The 18,252-nt window shown below is 72.8% G+C and carries 14 protein-coding genes; 10 read left to right on the forward strand and 4 right to left on the reverse strand.

All coding sequences use genetic code 11. The features are described 5' to 3' along the window. The 5 genes from GRQ65_RS04055 (at window position 1) to GRQ65_RS04075 (ending at window position 8,502) form a co-directional block, all read left to right on the forward strand. On the forward strand, window positions 1-1,107 hold the full coding sequence (locus tag GRQ65_RS04055; RefSeq protein ID WP_160875409.1) for a glycosyltransferase family 4 protein: 1,107 nt from the start codon (window positions 1-3) through the stop codon (window positions 1,105-1,107). 19 nt (window positions 1,108-1,126) lie between these two features. Further along, entirely contained in the window at window positions 1,127-3,511 is a 2,385-nt protein-coding gene (locus tag GRQ65_RS04060; protein ID WP_160875411.1) for a putative glycosyltransferase family protein, read from the forward strand. Next, a complete protein-coding gene (locus GRQ65_RS04065; protein ID WP_160875413.1) occupies window positions 3,508-6,033 on the forward strand; it encodes an oligosaccharide flippase family protein in 2,526 nt (841 codons plus the stop codon). The genes GRQ65_RS04060 and GRQ65_RS04065 overlap by 4 nt, the downstream gene beginning before the upstream one ends. A 259-nt stretch (window positions 6,034-6,292) precedes the next feature. Continuing rightward, entirely contained in the window at window positions 6,293-7,297 is a 1,005-nt protein-coding gene (locus GRQ65_RS04070) for a glycosyltransferase (protein WP_160875415.1), read from the forward strand. Continuing rightward, the gene (locus GRQ65_RS04075) at window positions 7,294-8,502 is read left to right on the forward strand and encodes a glycosyltransferase family 4 protein (protein WP_160875417.1); all 1,209 of its coding nucleotides are present in this window, start codon (window positions 7,294-7,296) and stop codon (window positions 8,500-8,502) included. Before GRQ65_RS04070 ends, GRQ65_RS04075 begins: the two co-directional genes overlap by 4 nt. Window positions 8,503-8,520: 18 nt before the next feature. Here GRQ65_RS04075 and GRQ65_RS04080 read toward each other — a convergent pair whose 3' ends face one another. From GRQ65_RS04080 to GRQ65_RS04095, 4 genes are all read right to left on the reverse strand, one after another. After that, complete coding sequence (locus tag GRQ65_RS04080) at window positions 8,521-9,444, reverse strand: COX15/CtaA family protein (RefSeq protein ID WP_237447655.1); 924 nt, start codon at window positions 9,442-9,444, stop codon at window positions 8,521-8,523. Beyond that, window positions 9,435-10,208 (reverse strand): ABC transporter permease, encoded by a 774-nt coding sequence (locus GRQ65_RS04085; RefSeq protein WP_337191477.1) that lies wholly within the window; start codon window positions 10,206-10,208, stop codon window positions 9,435-9,437. Before GRQ65_RS04085 ends, GRQ65_RS04080 begins: the two co-directional genes overlap by 10 nt. Beyond that, on the reverse strand, window positions 10,205-11,143 hold the full coding sequence (locus tag GRQ65_RS04090; RefSeq protein WP_337191478.1) for an ABC transporter ATP-binding protein: 939 nt from the start codon (window positions 11,141-11,143) through the stop codon (window positions 10,205-10,207). The genes GRQ65_RS04085 and GRQ65_RS04090 overlap by 4 nt, the downstream gene beginning before the upstream one ends. Window positions 11,144-11,209: 66 nt before the next feature. Beyond that, a complete protein-coding gene (locus GRQ65_RS04095) occupies window positions 11,210-13,627 on the reverse strand; it encodes a xanthine dehydrogenase family protein molybdopterin-binding subunit (RefSeq protein WP_160875419.1) in 2,418 nt (805 codons plus the stop codon). A gap of 122 nt (window positions 13,628-13,749) precedes the next feature. On the opposite strand from GRQ65_RS04095, the gene GRQ65_RS04100 reads away from it, so the two are divergent. From GRQ65_RS04100 to sufC, 5 genes are read left to right on the forward strand one after another with little or no spacing between them, the layout of a single operon-like run. Continuing rightward, entirely contained in the window at window positions 13,750-14,466 is a 717-nt protein-coding gene (locus GRQ65_RS04100) for a helix-turn-helix domain-containing protein (protein WP_160875421.1), read from the forward strand. Then, complete coding sequence (gene sufB / locus GRQ65_RS04105) at window positions 14,463-15,881, forward strand: Fe-S cluster assembly protein SufB (RefSeq protein ID WP_160875423.1); 1,419 nt, start codon at window positions 14,463-14,465, stop codon at window positions 15,879-15,881. Before GRQ65_RS04100 ends, sufB begins: the two co-directional genes overlap by 4 nt. Further along, window positions 15,881-17,047 (forward strand): Fe-S cluster assembly protein SufD, encoded by a 1,167-nt coding sequence (gene sufD / locus GRQ65_RS04110; RefSeq protein WP_160875425.1) that lies wholly within the window; start codon window positions 15,881-15,883, stop codon window positions 17,045-17,047. The genes sufB and sufD overlap by 1 nt, the downstream gene beginning before the upstream one ends. Window positions 17,048-17,049: 2 nt before the next feature. Next, window positions 17,050-17,397: a Rieske 2Fe-2S domain-containing protein gene (locus GRQ65_RS04115; RefSeq protein ID WP_160875427.1), complete on the forward strand. Its 348-nt coding sequence runs from the start codon at window positions 17,050-17,052 to the stop codon at window positions 17,395-17,397. Then, window positions 17,394-18,152: a Fe-S cluster assembly ATPase SufC gene (gene sufC, locus GRQ65_RS04120; RefSeq protein WP_160875429.1), complete on the forward strand. Its 759-nt coding sequence runs from the start codon at window positions 17,394-17,396 to the stop codon at window positions 18,150-18,152. The genes GRQ65_RS04115 and sufC overlap by 4 nt, the downstream gene beginning before the upstream one ends. The last annotated feature ends 100 nt before the right edge of the window (window positions 18,153-18,252 follow it).

Below are 18,252 nucleotides of genomic sequence, written 5' to 3' on the forward strand. Positions count from 1 at the left end.
ATGATCTCCACACGGGCGCAGCCCGACATCGGCGGGATCGAGTCCCACGTCGCCGAGGTGGCCGGCCGCATCGCCGCGGCGGGTTACGACCTCGAGCTGCTCACCACCGACCGGACCGGGCGGCTGCCGCGCACCGAGCGGCTCGACGGCTACGTCGTGCGCCGGTTCCGCGCCTACCCCGCCTCGCGCGACTGGTACGTCAGCCCCGGGCTCTTCTGGGCGGCCCTGCGCGCCCGCTACGACCTGGTGCACGTGCAGGGCATCCACACCGTCGTGCCGCCGCTGGCCATGCTGGCCGCCATCCTGCGGCGCACGCCGTTCCTGCTGACCTTCCACACCGGGGGCAACAGCTCGGCCTTCCGCGAGCGGGCGAGGGCGACGCAGTTCCGGCTGCTGAGCCCGCTCCTGCGCCGCGCCCACACGCTCATCGGCGTCTCGCTCTACGAGGCCCGCCGCTTCGAGGAGATCCTCGGGCTGCCCACCGGCGCGATCACCGTCGTGCGCAACGGCGGCTCGCTGCCGCCGCTGCGCGAGCCGGTGACCCCCGAGCCGAGCCTGGTCGTGAGCGTGGGCCGGGTGGAGCGCTACAAGGGCCACCACCGGGCGATCGAAGCGCTCCCGCACCTGCTGCGCACCCGCCCGGACGCGCGGGTGCAGGTCCTGGGCTCGGGCCCCTACGAGGCCGAGCTCCGGGCCCTGGCCGAGCGACTCGGCGTCGCCGACCGCGTCGACATCGAGTTCGTGCCGCCGCAGGACCGCGCCCTGATGGGGGAGAAGATCGCCCGGGCCGGGGTCATGACGCTGCTCAGCGACTACGAGGCCCACCCCGTCGCGGTGATGGAGGCGCTCACGGCCGGGAGGCCTGCGGTCGTCAGTCGCACCTCGGGGCTCACCGAGCTCGCCGAGCTCGGCTGGGCCGTCGGCGTCGAGGCCGACGCGACGCCCGAGGAGACCGCCCGGGCCATCGAGCAGCAGCTGAGCCGACCCGTCGTCCCCGACCGTGCGGAATTGCCGACCTGGGAGACGTGTGTGGCTGGTGTGGTCGATACTTATGACTCGATCGAGGCGGGGCGACCCGGGCTGAGGACGGTCCGCGGTTCTCGCTGAGCCAGCCCAGGAGCAGTCCATGCCGCCCAGCCCGCCTGAGCCGGCGGCGCAGGTCCACCCGGCGCCGCCGGACTCGGACGTGCAGCCCGACGACGCGCGCACGCGCGACCTCGCGGCCTCCGACCCCCGTGCCGGTGCGCCGGGGGAGGACGCCGCCGCCGTCGCCGCGGGTGGGCGACCCGTCGGGCGGATCCAACGCCCCGAGGCGCTGGCCACCCTTCTGTCCCTGCTCGGCCTCTTCGTGCAGGTGGTCGGCTACTGGAAGGGCTGGGGCGGGGACGACGCGATCGCGGTCCCGCTCTGGTACGTCGGGTTCGTGGGCATCGTGGTGCCCTTCGCCTGGCTGCTGCTGGCCCCGTCGCGCACCGGCCACCAGCGGCTGGGCGCGGCGCTCGCGTTCGGGCTGATCATGTACGCCTCGTGGTTCCTCACGAGCCCCGTCATGGCGATCCGCTTCGACGAGAGCCTGCACGTCACGACGCTGGTGGACCTGGTGCAGAACGCGAAGTTCTTCCAGCCCAACACCATGCTGCCGGTCTCACCGCACTACCCGGGGCTGGAGTTCGCCACGGCCGGCGTGCACTGGCTGACCGGCCTGCCGCTCATCGTGTGCCAGGTGACGGTCGTCGCGACGGCGCGCTCGGTCTTCGTGCTGTGCCTCTTCCTGCTGGCCAGCCGGATCGGGCGCTCGACCCAGGTGGGCGCCGCCACCGTGCTGCTCTACGCCGGCAGCGCGCAGTTCTACTTCTTCAACTCCCAGTTCAGCTACCAGACCGTCGCGATCGCGATGCTGATCGCGGCGCTCTACCTCCTGGTGCGCGGCTTCGACTCCGAGCAGGAGCGACCCTGGAAGGAGCTCCTGGCCGCCCAGGCCTGCCTCGGCGGACTCGCGATCACCCACCACCTCACCAGCTGGCTCGTGCTGGTGCTGCTGTGGCTCCTGGCGGTGTTCTTCTGGCGCGGGGGCGAGCCGCGCCGCGCGCGGCTGACCTTCATCACCGCCGAGCTCGGCACCGTGGTCGTGCTCGCCTGGACCGCCCTGATCGCCCCGCTGCTGATCTCCTACCTGTCGCCGATCTTCGAGGTGGCCTCGGGCGAGCTGCTCACCGCGATCGACGGCAGCGGCGGGCGCGAGGTCGGCACCGCCAGCAACGGCGAGGCGGCGCCCACCTGGCAGCTGATGATCATGTTCGGCTCGATCCTGCTGTGGTGCCTGATGCTGCTGCCCGCCGCGTGGCGCGCCTGGCGTCGCGGCAGCCTCGGCCCGACGCGCGCCCGCTACGTCCCGCTGCTCATCGCCTGTGCCTTCCCGGCGCTGCAGCTGGCGAGGTTCGTGCCCTCGGCCGCGGAGGTCGCCGACCGCGCCTCGACGTTCGTCACCATGGCGATGGCTCTGGTGGTGGCGGCCTGGCTCGCGCCCCGGCTGCAGGCGCTGCGGCTGCTGGTGGTGCCCGGCCTGCTGGTCCTGATCATGGGCGGCACGATCCTCGGCGGCGGGCCGGACTGGCAGCGCGTGCCGGGCCCCTACCTCGCGGGAGCCGAGCAGCGCTCCATCGACGGCGAGTCGGTCGCGGTGGCCGAGTGGATGGCGCAGTACGCCCCGCGCGACGCCCACGTCGCCGCGGACTCGACGTTCAGTCGATTCCTGCCCAACTTCGCGCCGGTCACGACCATCACCTCGCCGGCCGGCTTCGACAGCATGACTCCGCTGTTCATCGCGGACTCGATCGACCAGACGGTGCTCCAGCTGATCTACCGCAACGACGTGGACTTCATCGTCGTCGACACCCGGACGATCGGGCAGACGGTGCGCTCGGGCTCGTTCTACGAGGGCGGGAGCGGCTACGGCGAGGCGGCCGCGACCGTGACGGCTCAGCAGCTCGACAAGTTCGAGGGGCGCCGGGGCTTCGACCTGGTGCTCGACGGACCGGTCAAGGTCTACGACGTGCGCCCGCTGCGCTTCGAGGAGCAGACCTTCGCCGACCGCGAGCGCCCGGGCCTGCCCGGCACCTGGACGCCGTGGCAGGTCGCCGCGAGCGCCGTGCTGGCCCTCGTCGGGATCGCGCTGCGCGGACGGCTGCTCGACCCGCGGCGGTTCCGCGCCCGCGACGTGTGGCGCCCCGCCGTGGCGATCCCCGCGGCGATGGTGCTCGGGGCCGTCGGCACGCTCACCGGTTTCTCGCCGCTGGGCGGGTTCCTGGTCGCCGCGCTGCTGCTGTACGCCGGCATCCGGGTCTCGAGCCGGCGCCCGGCGCTCCCACGACCCGACGCCGGCACCTGGGGCTGGGCCGTGGCGATCGGCCTGGTCGCGGTGGCGATCGTGGCCCTCGCGACCTGGGCGGGCTGGAACGGGCTGATGGACCACGCCGTACTGCCACCGCCCGCCATCGGAGGAGCGTCGTGACCGCGACCGAGGAGACCAGGCCCCGGCGGGCGAGCGGGATCTGGTCGCCGTTCCGCTCCCTGCTGCTGGCGCAGGTGATGTCGGCGATCCTCGGGCTGGTCTTCTGGGTGCTCGTCGCCCGGCTCGTCGACGCCCACGACGTCGGCGTCGCGGCGGCGGCCATCAGTGCGCAGTCGCTGGTCGGCATCGTCACCGTCCTCGGCTTCGGCACGACCCTGATCGCCGAGCTGCCCCACAAGCCGCCCGCGCGCCAGCGACGCATCCTGATGCGGGCGCTGCTGGTGGTCGCGGTGTCCTCGGGCATCGTCGGCACCGCGATCGTGGCCGCCTCGCCGCTGTTCTCCGCCAACCTGCGCGAGGCGCTGGGCAACCCGATCGGCGCGACGACGTTCGTGCTCGGCATCGCGGGCTTCGCGTGGGCGCTCGTCGTCGACGACAGCTCGCTGGCCGTGCAGCGCTCCGAGGTGCAGGTCGCGCGCAACCTGGTCGCCTCCAGCCTGCGGTTCCCCGTCACGGTGGTGCTGCTGTCCGTCGGGGTCACCGACGCCCACGTGCTGCAGGTCTGCTGGGTGCTGCCGCTGCTGCTCTCGATCCCGTTCACCCTGTGGCGCCTGAAGCTGCCTCGCGGCGACACGAGCAGCCCCGGTCTGCTGCAGGACCTGCGCGAGATCATGCCGCTCGCGCTGCGCAACCACGGGCTGAGTCTCTCGCTCGCCGCGGGCTCGCAGATGGTGCCCGTGGTCGCCGGGCTCTCGCTCAGCTCGGTCGACAACGCGGAGTTCGCGATCGCCTGGCTGATGGCGACCTTCGTCTTCCTGCCGCCGTACCTCCTCGCCACCGCGCTGTTCGCGCACGGCGCCCACACCTCGGTGGAGGAGTTCCGCGCGGGGATGGGACGCACCATCCCCGCGGCGCTCTCCCTGAGCTTCCTGCTGTGCGTCGGGGCGTGGGTGCTGGGCGAGCCGGTGCTGCTCATCTTCGGCGGCGACTACTCCCGGGCGTCGTGGGAGATCCTCGCGCTGCTGGTGCCGGCCGGGCTGTGGATGGTGATCAAGGACCACCTCGTCGTGCTCTGGCGCACGCAGCACGAGTACGGCCTGGCCACCCGCCTCGCCGGCTCCGCTCTCGCGCTCGAGATCCTCGGCGCCTTCGGTGGGGCGATGGTCGGCGGCGCCCTCGGGCTGTGCCTGGGCTGGCTGGCCGCGATGGTGCTCGAGCTCCTGCTCGGGCTGCCCTGGGTCCGGCAGGCCTTCCGCGGGGTGCGGTGGCACTCGCCGTTGTCGCAGCTCAGGGCGCTGCGCGGTGGCGGTGGCGACGGGGCTGGCGACGAGCGCGGCCTGGCGGCGCCGTACGTCGCGGGCGTGGTGGCGCTGGTGCTCGCCGTCGTCGCCGTCGGCGTCTGGTCGAGCACGCGCACCCCGGGCAGCGACCGTGCCGAGCCCGCCCTCGACTCCTCGGGGCTGCCCGAGCTCGGACGCCCCGTCGAGACGTGCCGGCCGAGCGCCGAGCGGCCCGGTCCGGCGATCGACCTCAACGTGCAGTCCGCGACCGGCGACCCGTCCGACCCGATCCTCTCGCGGGCCCGGGTGGCCGACCTGGTCTCGCTGGCCGCGCAGGCGGGGGCCACCGTCATCTCCACGACGACGTCGTTCCGCACCATGCAGCCCACCGCCGACGCGCCGATCCGGTTCGAGTACGTCGACCGCACGATCGACGCCGCCCGCGCCGCCGGCATGCGGGTGCGCCTGCAGCTGGTCGGCATGCCCGACTGGGCGCTCGACGACCCGCTCGACGACGACCCCGGCGAGGAGCGCCAGCCGCCGCGGTCAGAGGCCGAGCTCGAGCGGTGGTCGACGTTCGTCACCGCGGTGCTGAGGCACCTGCGCGGCGAGGTCGACTACCTCGAGGTGTGGAGCGAGCCCAACGAGGCCAAGTGGTGGCCGACCGGGCCCGACCCGGTCGAGTTCGCCCGGCTGCTGCAGGCCACGACCGCCGTCGTCCGCACGGTGAGCCCCCAGACGCAGGTCGTCAGCGGGGGACTGGCCAGCAACGACGTCGGCTACCTCGACGCGCTCTACGACGCCTTCGACGACCTCGGCCTCGACGCTGCGCCCTTCGACCTGCTCGGGGTGCACCCGTTCTCCAACGGCGCCGGGCCCGACGACGTCGACGCGGCCAAGCGCTACGAGCGTGAGCCGTTCGGGCTCTACGACGCCAACTTCTCCGGCTTCACCGGTCTGCACCGGGTGATGACGGACCGCGACGACCCGCACGACGTCTACGTCACCCAGTTCGGCTACTCCACGGCGGCCGGCCGCAACCGCCCGGCGGTGCCCGACGCCGAGCGCGCGACGTACCTCACCCAGGCGCTCGAGCAGGCCACCTGCGCGGCGTACGTGCCGGTGTTCAGCTGGTACGCCCTCCACCCGACGCCGTGGGACCCGCCGCAGTTCGCGCTGCTCGACCGGCGCGACCGGCCCAACCAGACCTACGCGGCGCTGGAGGAGTGGTCCGTCCGGTGACTGGACCGATTCCGCGATTGGGCCCCCAGGGTCGGGGCGCGCCTGCCACACTCGTCCTGTCGGGACGTGACGAGAGCGTGGAGGTGCCGGGTGCGACTGCCCCGCCTGCTGTCCGCGACTCCGCGCGAGCCCCAGCCCTGCCGGTGCGGTCACATCGCCCGGGCGCACGAGCACTACCGCCGCGGATCGGACTGCGCACTGTGCGAGTGCTCCCGCTACCGCGAGGGCGAGTCGCGCCCTTTCGCCGACGGGGCACCGCGTGAGCGACCCCGCGCTGCCGCCTGACCCCGGCCCCCGCGACCCCCAGGACGACCTGCGGGCCAGCGTCGTCGTGTGCGCGCACACGATGGACCGCTGGGACGACATCGTCGCCGGCGCCGCCGCGCTCGCCCGTCAGACGCGCCCGCCGCTCGAGGTCGTCCTGGTCATCGACCACAACCCGGCGCTCCTCGACCGGGCCCGTGCCGAGCTGCCCGCCGTGCTGCCCGGCATCCGCGTCCTCGACAACCCGCGCACGGGCGGTGCCTCCGGCGCCCGCAACACCGGCATCGCGGAGGCCCGGGGCTCGGTCGTCGCCTTCGTCGACGACGACGCCCGGCCCGAGGACGACTGGCTCGAGCGCCTGCTCGCGGCGTACGACGACCCGCGGGTGATGGCGGTCGGCGGCGTCGCCCGCCCGGTGTGGCCGCAGGCGCGGCCCGCGCACCTGCCGCCCGAGCTCGACTGGCTGGTCGGCTGCACCTACCTCGGTCAGCCGACAGTGCGCAGCGACGTGCGCAACCTCTGGGGCTGCAACATGTCGGTGCGGGCATCGGCGTTCGAGCAGGTCGGCGACTTCCTCGAGGAGGTCGGACGCGTCGGGCTGATCCCCCTCGGCAACGAGGAGACCGAGCTGTGCATCCGCATCGGTCAGCGGATCCCCGGAGCGCGGGTGGTCTTCGAGCCGACGGCGGTCGTGCACCACCGGGTCACCGAGGCGCGCTGCGAGTGGTCCTACCTCGTCTCGCGCTCCCACGCCGAGGGCATCTCCAAGGCCGCGATCTCCCGCGTCGTCGGCGCCGGCGACGCGACCTCCGACGAGCGCGGCTACGCCACGCGGGTGCTGCCCCGCGGGGTGCTGCGCGAGCTCGGGCGCGGCAACGTGCGGGGCGCGGCCGGCATCGTGACGTGCCTGTTCGTCACCGCCTGGTGGTACGCCCGCGGGCGGCTCGGCCACGTCTCGGCCATCGGCTCCTCCGCCTCGAGCTCGCGGGCCCGCGCATGAGGGTGATGGTGCTGGCGCAGTTCTACCCGCCGGTGATCGGTGGCGAGGAGCGCCACGTCCGCAACCTCTCCCTCGAGCTCGCCGCGCGCGGCCACGACGTTCACGTGGCCTGCCTCGACGTCGGTCAGCCTCCCGTCGACGACCCCGGCGTCACCGTCCACGCCCTGTCCAACCTCGGCGTCCGTGTGCCCGCGCTCTACCCGACGGCCGACCGGCCCCTCGCCCTGCCGATCCCCGACCCGTTCGTGACCCGTGCGCTCGGTCGGCTCGTCGCCGAGCTGCGCCCCGACGTCGTGCACGCCCACAACTGGATCATCAACTCCTACCTGCCGCTGCCCGCCGCCCGACGGCTGCCGCTGGTCTACTCGCTGCACGACTACAGCCACGTCTGCCCCACGAAGCGGCTGATGTACCTCGACGAGGGCCTCTGCTCGGGCCCCACGCCGCGCAAGTGCTTCACCTGCACCACCGACTGGTACGGCGCCGGCCGCGGCCCGGTCATCCAGGCCGCCGTGCGCACCGGGCGCCCCGTCCGCAACCGGGTCGTCGACGTCTTCACCCCCGTGTCGACGTACGTCGGGCAGGCGAACGCGCTGGACGAGCAGGGCGTGCGGTGGGAGGTGGTGCCCAACTTCGTGCCCGACGCGCTGCTGTCCTCGCGCGACGTGCCTCGCGACCCGGCCCTGCCCGAGGGCGACTACCTCTTCTTCGCCGGCGACCTGTCGGAGCAGAAGGGCGTCGGCACCGTCCTTGCGGCGTACGACCGGCTGGACGTGGCCTCCCGCCCGGCGCTGCTCCTCGTCGGCCGTGAGGCGATGGACCTCTCCGACCTGCCCGCGGGCGCCCGCGCCGAGCAGAAGTGGGACCACGACCGCATCGTGTCGGGCTTCGCCCACGCCCGCGCCGCCGTCCTGCCCTCCCAGTGGCCGGACCCGTGCCCCACCACGGTCCTCGAGGCCATGGCCCTCGGCGCGCCCCTCGTCACCACAGCGATGGGCGGCATCGCCGACATGGTCACCGACGGCGACTCGGCGCTCGTCGTACCCCCCGGCGACGTCGACATGACCACCCGTGCGCTGTCGCGCCTCCTCGACTCGCCGGAGCTCGGCGCCCGGCTCGCTGCGTCCGGCTCGGTCGAGGTTCGGCGCTACCTGCAGAGCACTGTGGCCCAGCGGTTCGAGGAGATCTACGCCTCGCTGGTGTGAGCCGTCTGCGGCCGGACCTCAGACCACCGGGCGCCGGACGCGGAGCAGCACCCAGGTGACGGAGGCGGACACGAGGGCGGCGCCGAGCATGTGGAAGCCGACGAGGACCTCGGGGAGGTCGGTGAAGTACTGGACGAAGCCGATGGTGCCCTGGGCGAGCGAGATGACGAGCAGGGCGACGACGGCGCGGCGGGCGCGGACGGTGGCGGGCCCGCCGACGACGTGCAGGGTGACCAGGAGCCCGATGACCAGGCCCATGAAGAGGAAGACGATGTCGGCGTGCAGCTGGCTCATCTGCAGCGGGTCGAGGCCGTTGCGCTCGGTGCGCGCGTCGCCCGCGTGCGGGCCCGAGCCGGTGACGACGGTGCCGAGGTAGAGCACGACCCAGGCGGTGGCGAACGTCGCCCAGGCGAGGACGGCCGGCGGACCGCGCCGCGCGGGCGGCAGGGGTGCCTCGACGCTGAGCAGCAGGCGCACGGAGACCCCGATGATCGCCATCGAGCAGAGCAGGTGAAGGGCGACCAGCCACGGGTTGAGGTCGGTGAGCACCGTGATGCCGCCGATGACGGCCTGGGCGGGGATGCCGAGGGCGATGATCAGCGACATCAGCCGCAGCTCGCGCCGACGGGTGCGCCAGGCGACGACGAACGTCGCGACCGCGATGGCGACCAGGGCGAAGGTCAGCATCCGGTTGCCGAACTCGATCGCGGAGTGGAACTCCAGCTCGCCGTGGGGGCTGAAGGACTCGTCGGTGCACCGCGGCCAGGTCGGGCAGCCCAGGCCCGACCCGGTGAGACGCACCGCGCCACCGGTCACGACGATGGCGATCTGCGCGACCAGGGTCGCCCAGGCCAGCGGCTTCATGAACCGGTCGCTGCGTCGCGGCGACGGCGGCGCCGGACGCTCGGTCCGGTCGGTCGGCTCGGTGGTGGTCACTCCCATGAGAACGTCCTCGTCGTCGCGATGGTGCCGAGCGTCGTCCACGCCCCGAGGACGACCAGGTCGCGCCAGGCGACCGTGCCGTCGAGGAACGCCTCGCGCATCGCCTCGCCCAGGGCCCCGGAGGGCAGCCACTGCGCGACGGCGCCGAACCCGCCGTACGCCGACGCGGGCAGGATCACCGCACCGGCGGCGAGCAGCAGCAGGTAGACCAGGTTGGCCGCGGCGAGCGTCGCCTCGGCGCGCAGCGCACCGGCCATCAGCAGGCCGAGCGAGGCGAACGCCGCGGTGCCGAGCAGGACGCCGAGCACGGCGGCCACGAGCGAGACGCCGGACAGGTGCGGGTCCCAGCCGAGCGCCAGCCCGACCACCGAGAGCACGGCGAGCTGCAGGACCTCCACGGCGAGCAGGGCACCGACCTTGCCGACGAGCAGCCCGGAGCGGGGGAGCGGCGAGGCGCCCAGCCGCTTGAGGATGCCGTAGCGCCGCTCGAACGCCGTCGCGATGGCGAGCGAGGTGAACGCCGTCGACATGACCGCGAGCGCCAGCACCCCGGGCGTCACGACGTCGACGACCGGGTGGTCGTAGTCGAGCCCGAGCCGTTCGGCACCGCGCACCATGCCGACGAGCACGATGACCGGGATGACGACGGCGATCAGCAGCTGCTCGCCGTTGCGCACCAGCAGCCGGGCCTCCATGCGGGCCTGGGCGAGGACCATCCGCGGCAGCGGCGCCGCGCCGGGCTGCGGGGTGAAGGTGCCGCTCACGCGGACTCCTTGAGTCCGCGCCCGGTGAGCTCGAGGAAGACGTCCTCGAGGTTGCGGGTGCCGAGCGTCAGCGACTCCGGCAGCACGCCGCTGCGCTCGCACCAGTCCGAGACGCGGGCGAGCGTGCTGGCGTCGGCCGGTCCGGTGACGAGCAGGCTCAGCTCGTCGAGCAGCACCACCTCGATCCGGTCGCCGAGCGCTGCCGCGAGCGAGGCAGGCGCCTCGGGCGGGAACGGCTTGGTGACGACGAGGCGGATCGTCGAGACCGTGCCGCCCCGGGTGAGCTCCAGGGGCGAGCCGGAGGCGATGAGCCGCCCGTGGTCGATGATGTGGATGCGGTCGGCCAGCTTCTCGGCCTCGTCCATGTAGTGGGTCGTCAGCACGACGGTCACACCGTCGCGGCGCAGCTCCTCGAACAGCTCCCACACCGTACGGCGGGCCGCCGGGTCGAGCCCGGCGGTCGGCTCGTCCACGAACACGACCTCCGGACGCCCGATCAGCGCCATCGCCAGGCTGAGCCGCTGCTTCTGACCACCGCTCAGCCGGCGGTACGCCGTGCGGCCGCACTCGGCGAGGCCGAGGCGTTCCTCGAGCACCGCCGGGTCGATCGGGTGGGCGTGCAGGCTCGCGATGTGGCGCAGCATCTCCGGGGCTCGGGCACCGCTCCAGGCGCCGCCCTCCTGGAGCATCACCCCGATGCGGGGAAGCAGCTCGCGCGCCTGGGCCCGCGGGTCGAGCCCGAGGACCCGGACCGAGCCCTGCTGGGGGCGGCGGTAGCCCTCGCAGGTCTCGAGGGTGGTGGTCTTGCCGGCGCCGTTGGGACCGAGCACGGCGGTGACGGTGCCGCGCTCGACGGTGAGGGAGAGGCCGTCGACGGCCGTGGTCTCGGCGTACCTCATCACGAGGCCGTCGACGACGACGGCGGGGTCTGACACGTCAGGAAGTCTAGGTATCCCGGCCCACCCCGCCCATTCGTGCCCCTCGCGAGCGCGGGGCCAGCCTCAGACCTCCACCCCGCCGTCGGCCGGACCGCCGGCGGCCTCGAGGGTGTCGAAGAACGCCGGGGGCTCGCGCCAGGGGTCGGGTAGCGTGCCGTCGCCCGCGGCGCGGACCGCGGACCAGACCCGCTGCGGGGTGCAGGGGATGTCGACGTGACGGACCCCGAGGTGGCGCAGGGCGTCGACGACGGCCGACTGCACGGCGGGGGTCGACCCGATCGTCCCGGACTCGCCGATCCCCTTGGCCCCCAGCTCGTTGAGGTGGGTCGGGGTCTGCGTGCCGCCGGCCTCGTAGGAGATGGTGTCGGCGGCGGTCGGCACCTGGTAGTCGGCGAGACTGCCGGTGAGGGGCTGGCCGTCCTCGCCGTAGACGAACTGCTCCCACAGCGCCTGCGACATCCCCTGCGCGATCCCGCCGTGCTGCTGGCCCTCCACGATCGACGGGTGCAGCACGCGACCGCAGTCGTCGACGGCGACGTGGCGCAGCGGACGCACCCGGCCGGTCGCGGTGTCGACCTCGACGACCGACACGTGCGCGCCGTAGGGGAACGTCGAGCCGTCCTGCGGGACGTCGAGGGCCACCCGCAGCTCCTCGCCGCGCTCGGCGGCGGCCGCGGCCAGCGCGTCCCAGCCGACGGGGGCCGCCGGCACCCCGCGCACCGCGAAGCCGCCGTCGCCGACCTCGACGTCGTCGGGAGCGGCCTCGAGCAGCTCGGCGGCGAGCTCGCGGGCCCGGTCGCGCACGGCGGAGGCAGCAGCGGCGACGGCGCTGCCGCCGAGCTGGAGCGACCTCGACCCGCCCGTGCCGCCGCCCCGCTCGACCTCGCGGGTGTCGGACTGGACGTAGCGGACCTGCTCGAGCGGGATGCCGAGGCGGTCGGCGACGATCATCGAGAACGACGTCGCGTGCCCCTGGCCGTGCGACGACGTGCCGGCCATGACCGTCGCCCCGCCGTCGTCGTCGATGCGCACGACGCCGAGCTCCTGGCCGCCGAAGCCGGTGATCTCGACGTACGTCGACACCCCGATGCCGAGCAGGACCTCCTCGCCGGCCTCGATCCGGCGCCGCTGCTCGGCGCGGAGAGCGTCGACGTCGGCCACCCGCAGCGCCTCGTCGAGCGCGCCGGCGTAGTCGCCGACGTCGTAGGTGAGACCGGTCCGGGTGGCGTAGGGGAAGGCGTCGGGTGCGATGAGGTTGCGGCGCCGCAGCTCCTCGGGGGCGAGCCCGAGCTCGTGGGCGGCGAGGTCGAGCACGCGCTCCAGCAGCGCCGCCGCCTCGGGGCGCCCGGCACCGCGGAAGGCGCCGTTGGGGGCGGTGTTGGTCATGACGGCGACGGCGGAGTAGTCGACCGCCGGGATCTCGTACGGCCCCTGGGCCATCACGTGGCCCGCACCGACGGGCAGCGTGCCGCCGAAGCCGGCGTAGGCGCCGCAGTCGCCGACGTTGCGGCAGCGCAGCCCGGTGATCCTGCCGTCGCGGGTCACGCCGAGCTCGGCGAACTGGACCTGGCCGCGGCCCTGCATCGACAGCATCGCCTCGCTGCGGGTCTCGGCCCAGACGACCGGTCGGCCGAGGGCGCGTGCCGCCGAGACGACCGCACCGTGGGCGAACTGGATGCCGGCCTTGCCTCCGAAGGCGCCGCCGACGTGCGGTGCGACGACCCGCACCTGCTCGGGCTCCAGACCGACCCAGCGGGCGATCAGGGTGCGGGCCAGGTGCGGGTGCTGGGTCGAGACCCACGCCGTGAGCTCGGTCGCGGGCTCGGAGTCGCCGTCGGGTCGCGGGTCGACCAGGATCGCCTGCGGCTCGATCGGGGTGGTGGCGAGACGCTGGTTCTCGATGCGGGCCCGCACGACCACCTCGGCGTCCGCGAGCACGTCGGTGACGTCGGCGCGGTCCTCGCGCAGGTGCAGCGCGCGCACCGACTGCACGACGTTGGTGCCGAGCTCGGGGAACTGCAGCGGTGCGCCGTCCGCCAGGGCCTCCTCGGGGTCGACGACGACGTCGAGCGGCTCGTAGTCGACGTCGACCAGCTCGGCTGCGTCGACGGCCTGCGCCCGCGTCTCGGCGACGACGAGCGCGACGGGGTCGCCGACGTAGCGCACCACGTCGTCGGCGAGCGGGCCGTGGCCGACCTGCTCGTGGGGCTGCGCGAATGACGGCACCCAGGCGGTCCCGAGGGTCGCGGCCGTGTGGACCGCGAGCACGCCCGGGGCCTGCTCGGCCTCGCGGGTGTCGAGGCCGGTGACCCGGGCGTGGGCCAGCGGGCTGCGCACGAAGACGGCGTGGGCCGTGCCCTCGAGACGCAGGTCGTCGACGTAGGTGCTCGCCCCCGTGACGAGCTCGGGGTCCTCGACCCGGCGCACCCGGGTGCCGAGGATCGACCCGGGTCGGGGTCCTGCCGAGACCTCTGCTGTCATGCTCCGGAATCTAGACCCGGCCACCCCCGGTGGGGCTCCGCGACGGGCCCTGCGACGGGGGACGGTCGAGGTTAGGCGAGCCTTCCTTGAAGCGGTCGATCCAATAACGGCACACTGGTGTTGTGATATTCGAGGACGACCAGCCGACGCGTCTGCGCGTCGCGCGCTCGCTCCTCGTCGACGGCCCGTCCACCGCCGCTGCCCTGGGTGTGCGACTCGATCTGACGCCTGCCGCCGTACGCCGCCACCTCGATCTGCTGGTCGAGGAGGGCGCCGTCGAGGCGCGCGACCCGCGGCCCCAGGCCCAGCGCGGTCGCGGGCGCCCGGCCAAGGTCTTCGCGCTCACCGAGCGCGGCCGCGAGGGCTTCGACCAGCACTACGACGACCTGGCCGTCCAGGCCCTGCGCTTCGTGCGCGAGACCGGCGGCGAGGAGGCGGTCCGCGCGTTCGCCGACCGCCGGGTGGCGTTCATCGAGGAGCGCTTCGCCGAGGTCGCCGCGGCGCGACCCGACCTCACGAGCGTCGAGGTCGTCGCCGCCGTCCTGACCGACGAGGGGTACGCCGCCGCTGTGCGCGGGCTGCCCCTCATCAGCGGGCAGAGCGCGGGGGAGCAGCTGTGCCAGCAGCACTGCCCCGTCTCGCACGTCGCCCACGAGTTCCCCCAGCTGTGCGAGGCCGAGACCGAGGCGATCAGCCGCGTGCTCGGACGCCACGTGCAGCGACTGGCCACCATCGCCCACGGCGACGGCGTCTGCACCACCTGCATCCCCGACCTGCCGCCCGCGTCGACGCGGCAGCCAGGCTCGACCCACCACCAGAAGGAGACGGTCACCTCATGACCTCCATCGAGGAGCGCAACCCCGAGCTCGAAGGTCTCGGTCGCTACCAGTTCGGCTGGGCCGACAGCGACGAGGCCGGCTCGGTCGCCAAGCGCGGGCTCAACGAGGACGTCGTCCGCGACATCTCGAGCAAGAAGAGCGAGCCGCAGTGGATGCTCGACCTGCGCCTGAAGGGGCTCAAGCTCTTCGGCCGCAAGCCGATGCCGTCGTGGGGCTCCGACCTGTCGGGCATCGACTTCGACAACATCAAGTACTTCGTGCGCTCCAGCGAGAAGCAGGCGGCCACGTGGGACGACCTGCCCGAGGACATCAAGAACACCTACGACAAGCTCGGCATCCCCGAGGCGGAGAAGCAGCGCCTCGTCTCCGGCGTCGCCGCGCAGTACGAGTCGGAGGTCGTCTACCACTCGATCCGCGAGGACCTCGAGGAGCAGGGCGTCATCTTCGTCGACACCGACACGGCGTTGAAGGAGCACGAGGAGCTCTTCAAGGAGTACTTCGGCACCGTCATCCCGGTCGGCGACAACAAGTTCGCCGCGCTCAACACCTCGGTGTGGTCGGGCGGCTCGTTCATCTACGTGCCGAAGGGCGTGCACGTCGACATCCCGCTGCAGGCGTACTTCCGGATCAACACCGAGAACATGGGCCAGTTCGAGCGGACGCTGATCATCGTCGACGAGGACGCCTACGTGCACTACGTCGAGGGCTGCACCGCGCCGATCTACTCCAGCGACTCGCTGCACTCCGCGGTCGTCGAGATCATCGTCAAGAAGGGCGGCCGCTGCCGCTACACGACCATCCAGAACTGGTCGAACAACGTCTACAACCTCGTCACCAAGCGCGCCACCTGCGAGGCCGGCGCGACGATGGAGTGGGTCGACGGCAACATCGGCTCCAAGGTCACGATGAAGTACCCCGCCATCTACCTCATGGGCGAGCACGCCAAGGGCGAGACGCTCTCGATCGCGTTCGCGGGCGAGGGTCAGCACCAGGACGCCGGCGCCAAGATGGTGCACGCGGCTCCGCACACCTCGAGCTCGATCCTGAGCAAGTCGGTGGCGCGCGGCGGCGGGCGCACGTCGTACCGCGGCCTGATCCAGGTCAACGAGGGCGCGCACGGCTCGAAGTCCAACGTGCTCTGCGACGCGCTGCTGGTCGACCAGGTCAGCCGCTCGGACACCTACCCCTACGTCGACATCCGCGAGGACGACGTGTCGATGGGTCACGAGGCCTCGGTCTCGAAGGTCTCCGACGACCAGCTCTTCTACCTCATGTCGCGCGGCATGGAGGAGGACGAGGCGATGGCGATGATCGTGCGCGGCTTCGTCGAGCCGATCGCCAAGGAGCTCCCGATGGAGTACGCCCTCGAGCTCAACCGCCTCATCGAGCTGCAGATGGAAGGAGCCGTCGGCTGATGACCGCTGTCGCCGACGCTCTCGAGACCGTGACCGGGATCGAGAGCCACCTCAACCCGCCCCCGTCCTACGACCTGGCCGACCACCCGGTCCCGCACGGTCGCGAGGAGATCTGGCGCTTCACCCCGCTCAAGCGGCTGCGCGGCCTGCTCGACGGCGAGGCGTCCGACGCCCGCCTGACGTGGACGACCGAGCTGCCCGAGGGCGTCACGCTGCGCGAGATCAGCGCCGCCGAGGCCCGCGAGCTCGGTGAGCTCGCTCCCAACGACCGGCCCTCGGCCCTCGCCGTGCAGAACGCCGGCGGCGCGGTGCTCGTCGACGTCGCCTCCGAGGTCGAGCTCTCCGACGACCAGCCGGTCGTGCTGCGCCTGCACGGCGAGTCGGCCGATGACGTCGTCTGGGGCCACCTGGTGCTGCGCGTCGGCGCCTTCGCCAAGGCCACGATCGTCGTGGTGCACACCGGCTCGGCGCGCTACGCCGCGACCACCTCGGTGCTCGTCGGCGACGGCGCCCAGGTCAACGTGCTGACCCTCCAGGACTGGGACGACGACGCGGTCCACCTCGGCCGCGACGCCATCAAGGTCGGCCGCGACGCCTCCGTGCGCCACACCGCGGTCAGCTTCGGTGGCGACGTCGTGCGGCTGCACGCCAACGTCGAGTACGCCGCCCCGGGCGGCGAGGCCGAGCTCCTCGGCCTCTACTTCGCCGACGCCGGCCAGCACCTCGAGCACCGGCTCTTCGCCGACCACAACCAGCCCAAGACCAAGAGCAACGTCAGCTACAAGGGCGCGCTGCAGGGCCAGGGCGCGCACACGGTGTGGATCGGCAACGTCCTGATCCGCAAGGTCGCCGAGGGCATCGAGACCTACGAGGAGAACCGCAACCTCGTGCTCACCGACGGCTGCCAGGCCGACTCGGTGCCCAACCTCGAGATCGAGACCGGTGAGATCGAGGGCGCGGGCCACGCGTCCACGACCGCCCGCTTCGACGACGAGCAGCTGTTCTACCTCCGCTCGCGCGGCGTCTCGGAGTCCGAGGCCCGCCAGCTGGTGCTGCACGGCTTCTTCGCCGACCTGATCCGCAAGGCCGGTGTGCCTTCCATCGCCGACCAGCTCACGCAGACGGTCGAGGCCGAGCTGGCCAAGAACATGCTGGGGAGCGACTGACCGTGGCCTTCGAGCGCGCCTGCGCCCTCGACGAGATCCCCGAGGGCGCGGCCCTCGGGGTGACCGTGGGCGACAAGGACCTCGCCGTCGCCCGTGACGGCGACGAGGTCTTCGCGGTCGAGGACCTGTGCACCCACGCCGCGGTCGCGCTCTCGGAGGGCGACGTCGAGGAGTGCGCCATCGAGTGCTGGCTCCACGGCTCGCGCTTCGACCTGCGCACCGGCAAGCCCACCTCGCTGCCCGCGACCGAGCCGGTCGCGACGTTCCCCGTCGAGATCCGCGACGACGCCGACGGACGCAGCGTCCACATCGACATCACCACCACCCTGAACGGAGTCACCCCGCAATGAGCACGCTCGAAGTGAAGGACCTGCAGGTCTCGGTCAGGACCGAGGACGGTCCCAAGGAGATCCTCAAGGGCGTCACGCTGACCATCGGCGACGGCGAGACCCACGCGATCATGGGCCCCAACGGCTCGGGCAAGTCGACCCTGGCCTACTCGATCGCGGGTCACCCGAAGTACGACATCACCGGCGGCAGCGTGCTGCTCGACGGTGAGGACGTCCTCGACATGTCGGTCGACGAGCGGGCGCGCGCGGGGCTGTTCCTCGCGATGCAGTACCCCGTCGAGGTCCCCGGTGTGTCGGTCGCGAACTTCCTGCGCACCGCCAAGACCGCCATCGACGGCGAGGCCCCCAAGCTCCGCACCTGGGTCAAGGACGTCAACACCGCGCTCGGCAACCTCGACCTCGACCCGACGTTCTCGCAGCGCTCGGTCAACGAGGGCTTCTCCGGTGGTGAGAAGAAGCGTCACGAGATCGCCCAGCTCGAGCTGCTCGACCCCAAGGTCGCGATCCTCGACGAGACCGACTCCGGTCTCGACATCGACGCGCTCAAGGTCGTCTCCGAGGGCGTCAACCGCTTCCGCGCGAAGGACGGCAAGGGTGTCCTGCTGATCACGCACTACACCCGCATCCTGCGCTACATCCAGCCCGACTTCGTCCACGTGTTCGTGGCCGGCCGGGTCGCCGAGTCCGGCGGCGCCGAACTCGCAGAAGAGCTCGAGGCCAACGGCTACGACAAGTACGTCTCAGCGCTGCGCTGAGCCGCACTGGGCGGCGTTGTCGTCGCTCGACGGCCGCTCCGCTCCCAGGCCGCCTTCGCTCCTCCGCCTTGCCCAGCACGACTCATCGCAACGCTGAGGG

The sequence above is a fragment of the Nocardioides flavescens genome (assembly GCF_009823805.1).
Classification (GTDB): Bacteria; Actinomycetota; Actinomycetes; order Propionibacteriales; family Nocardioidaceae; genus Nocardioides; species Nocardioides flavescens.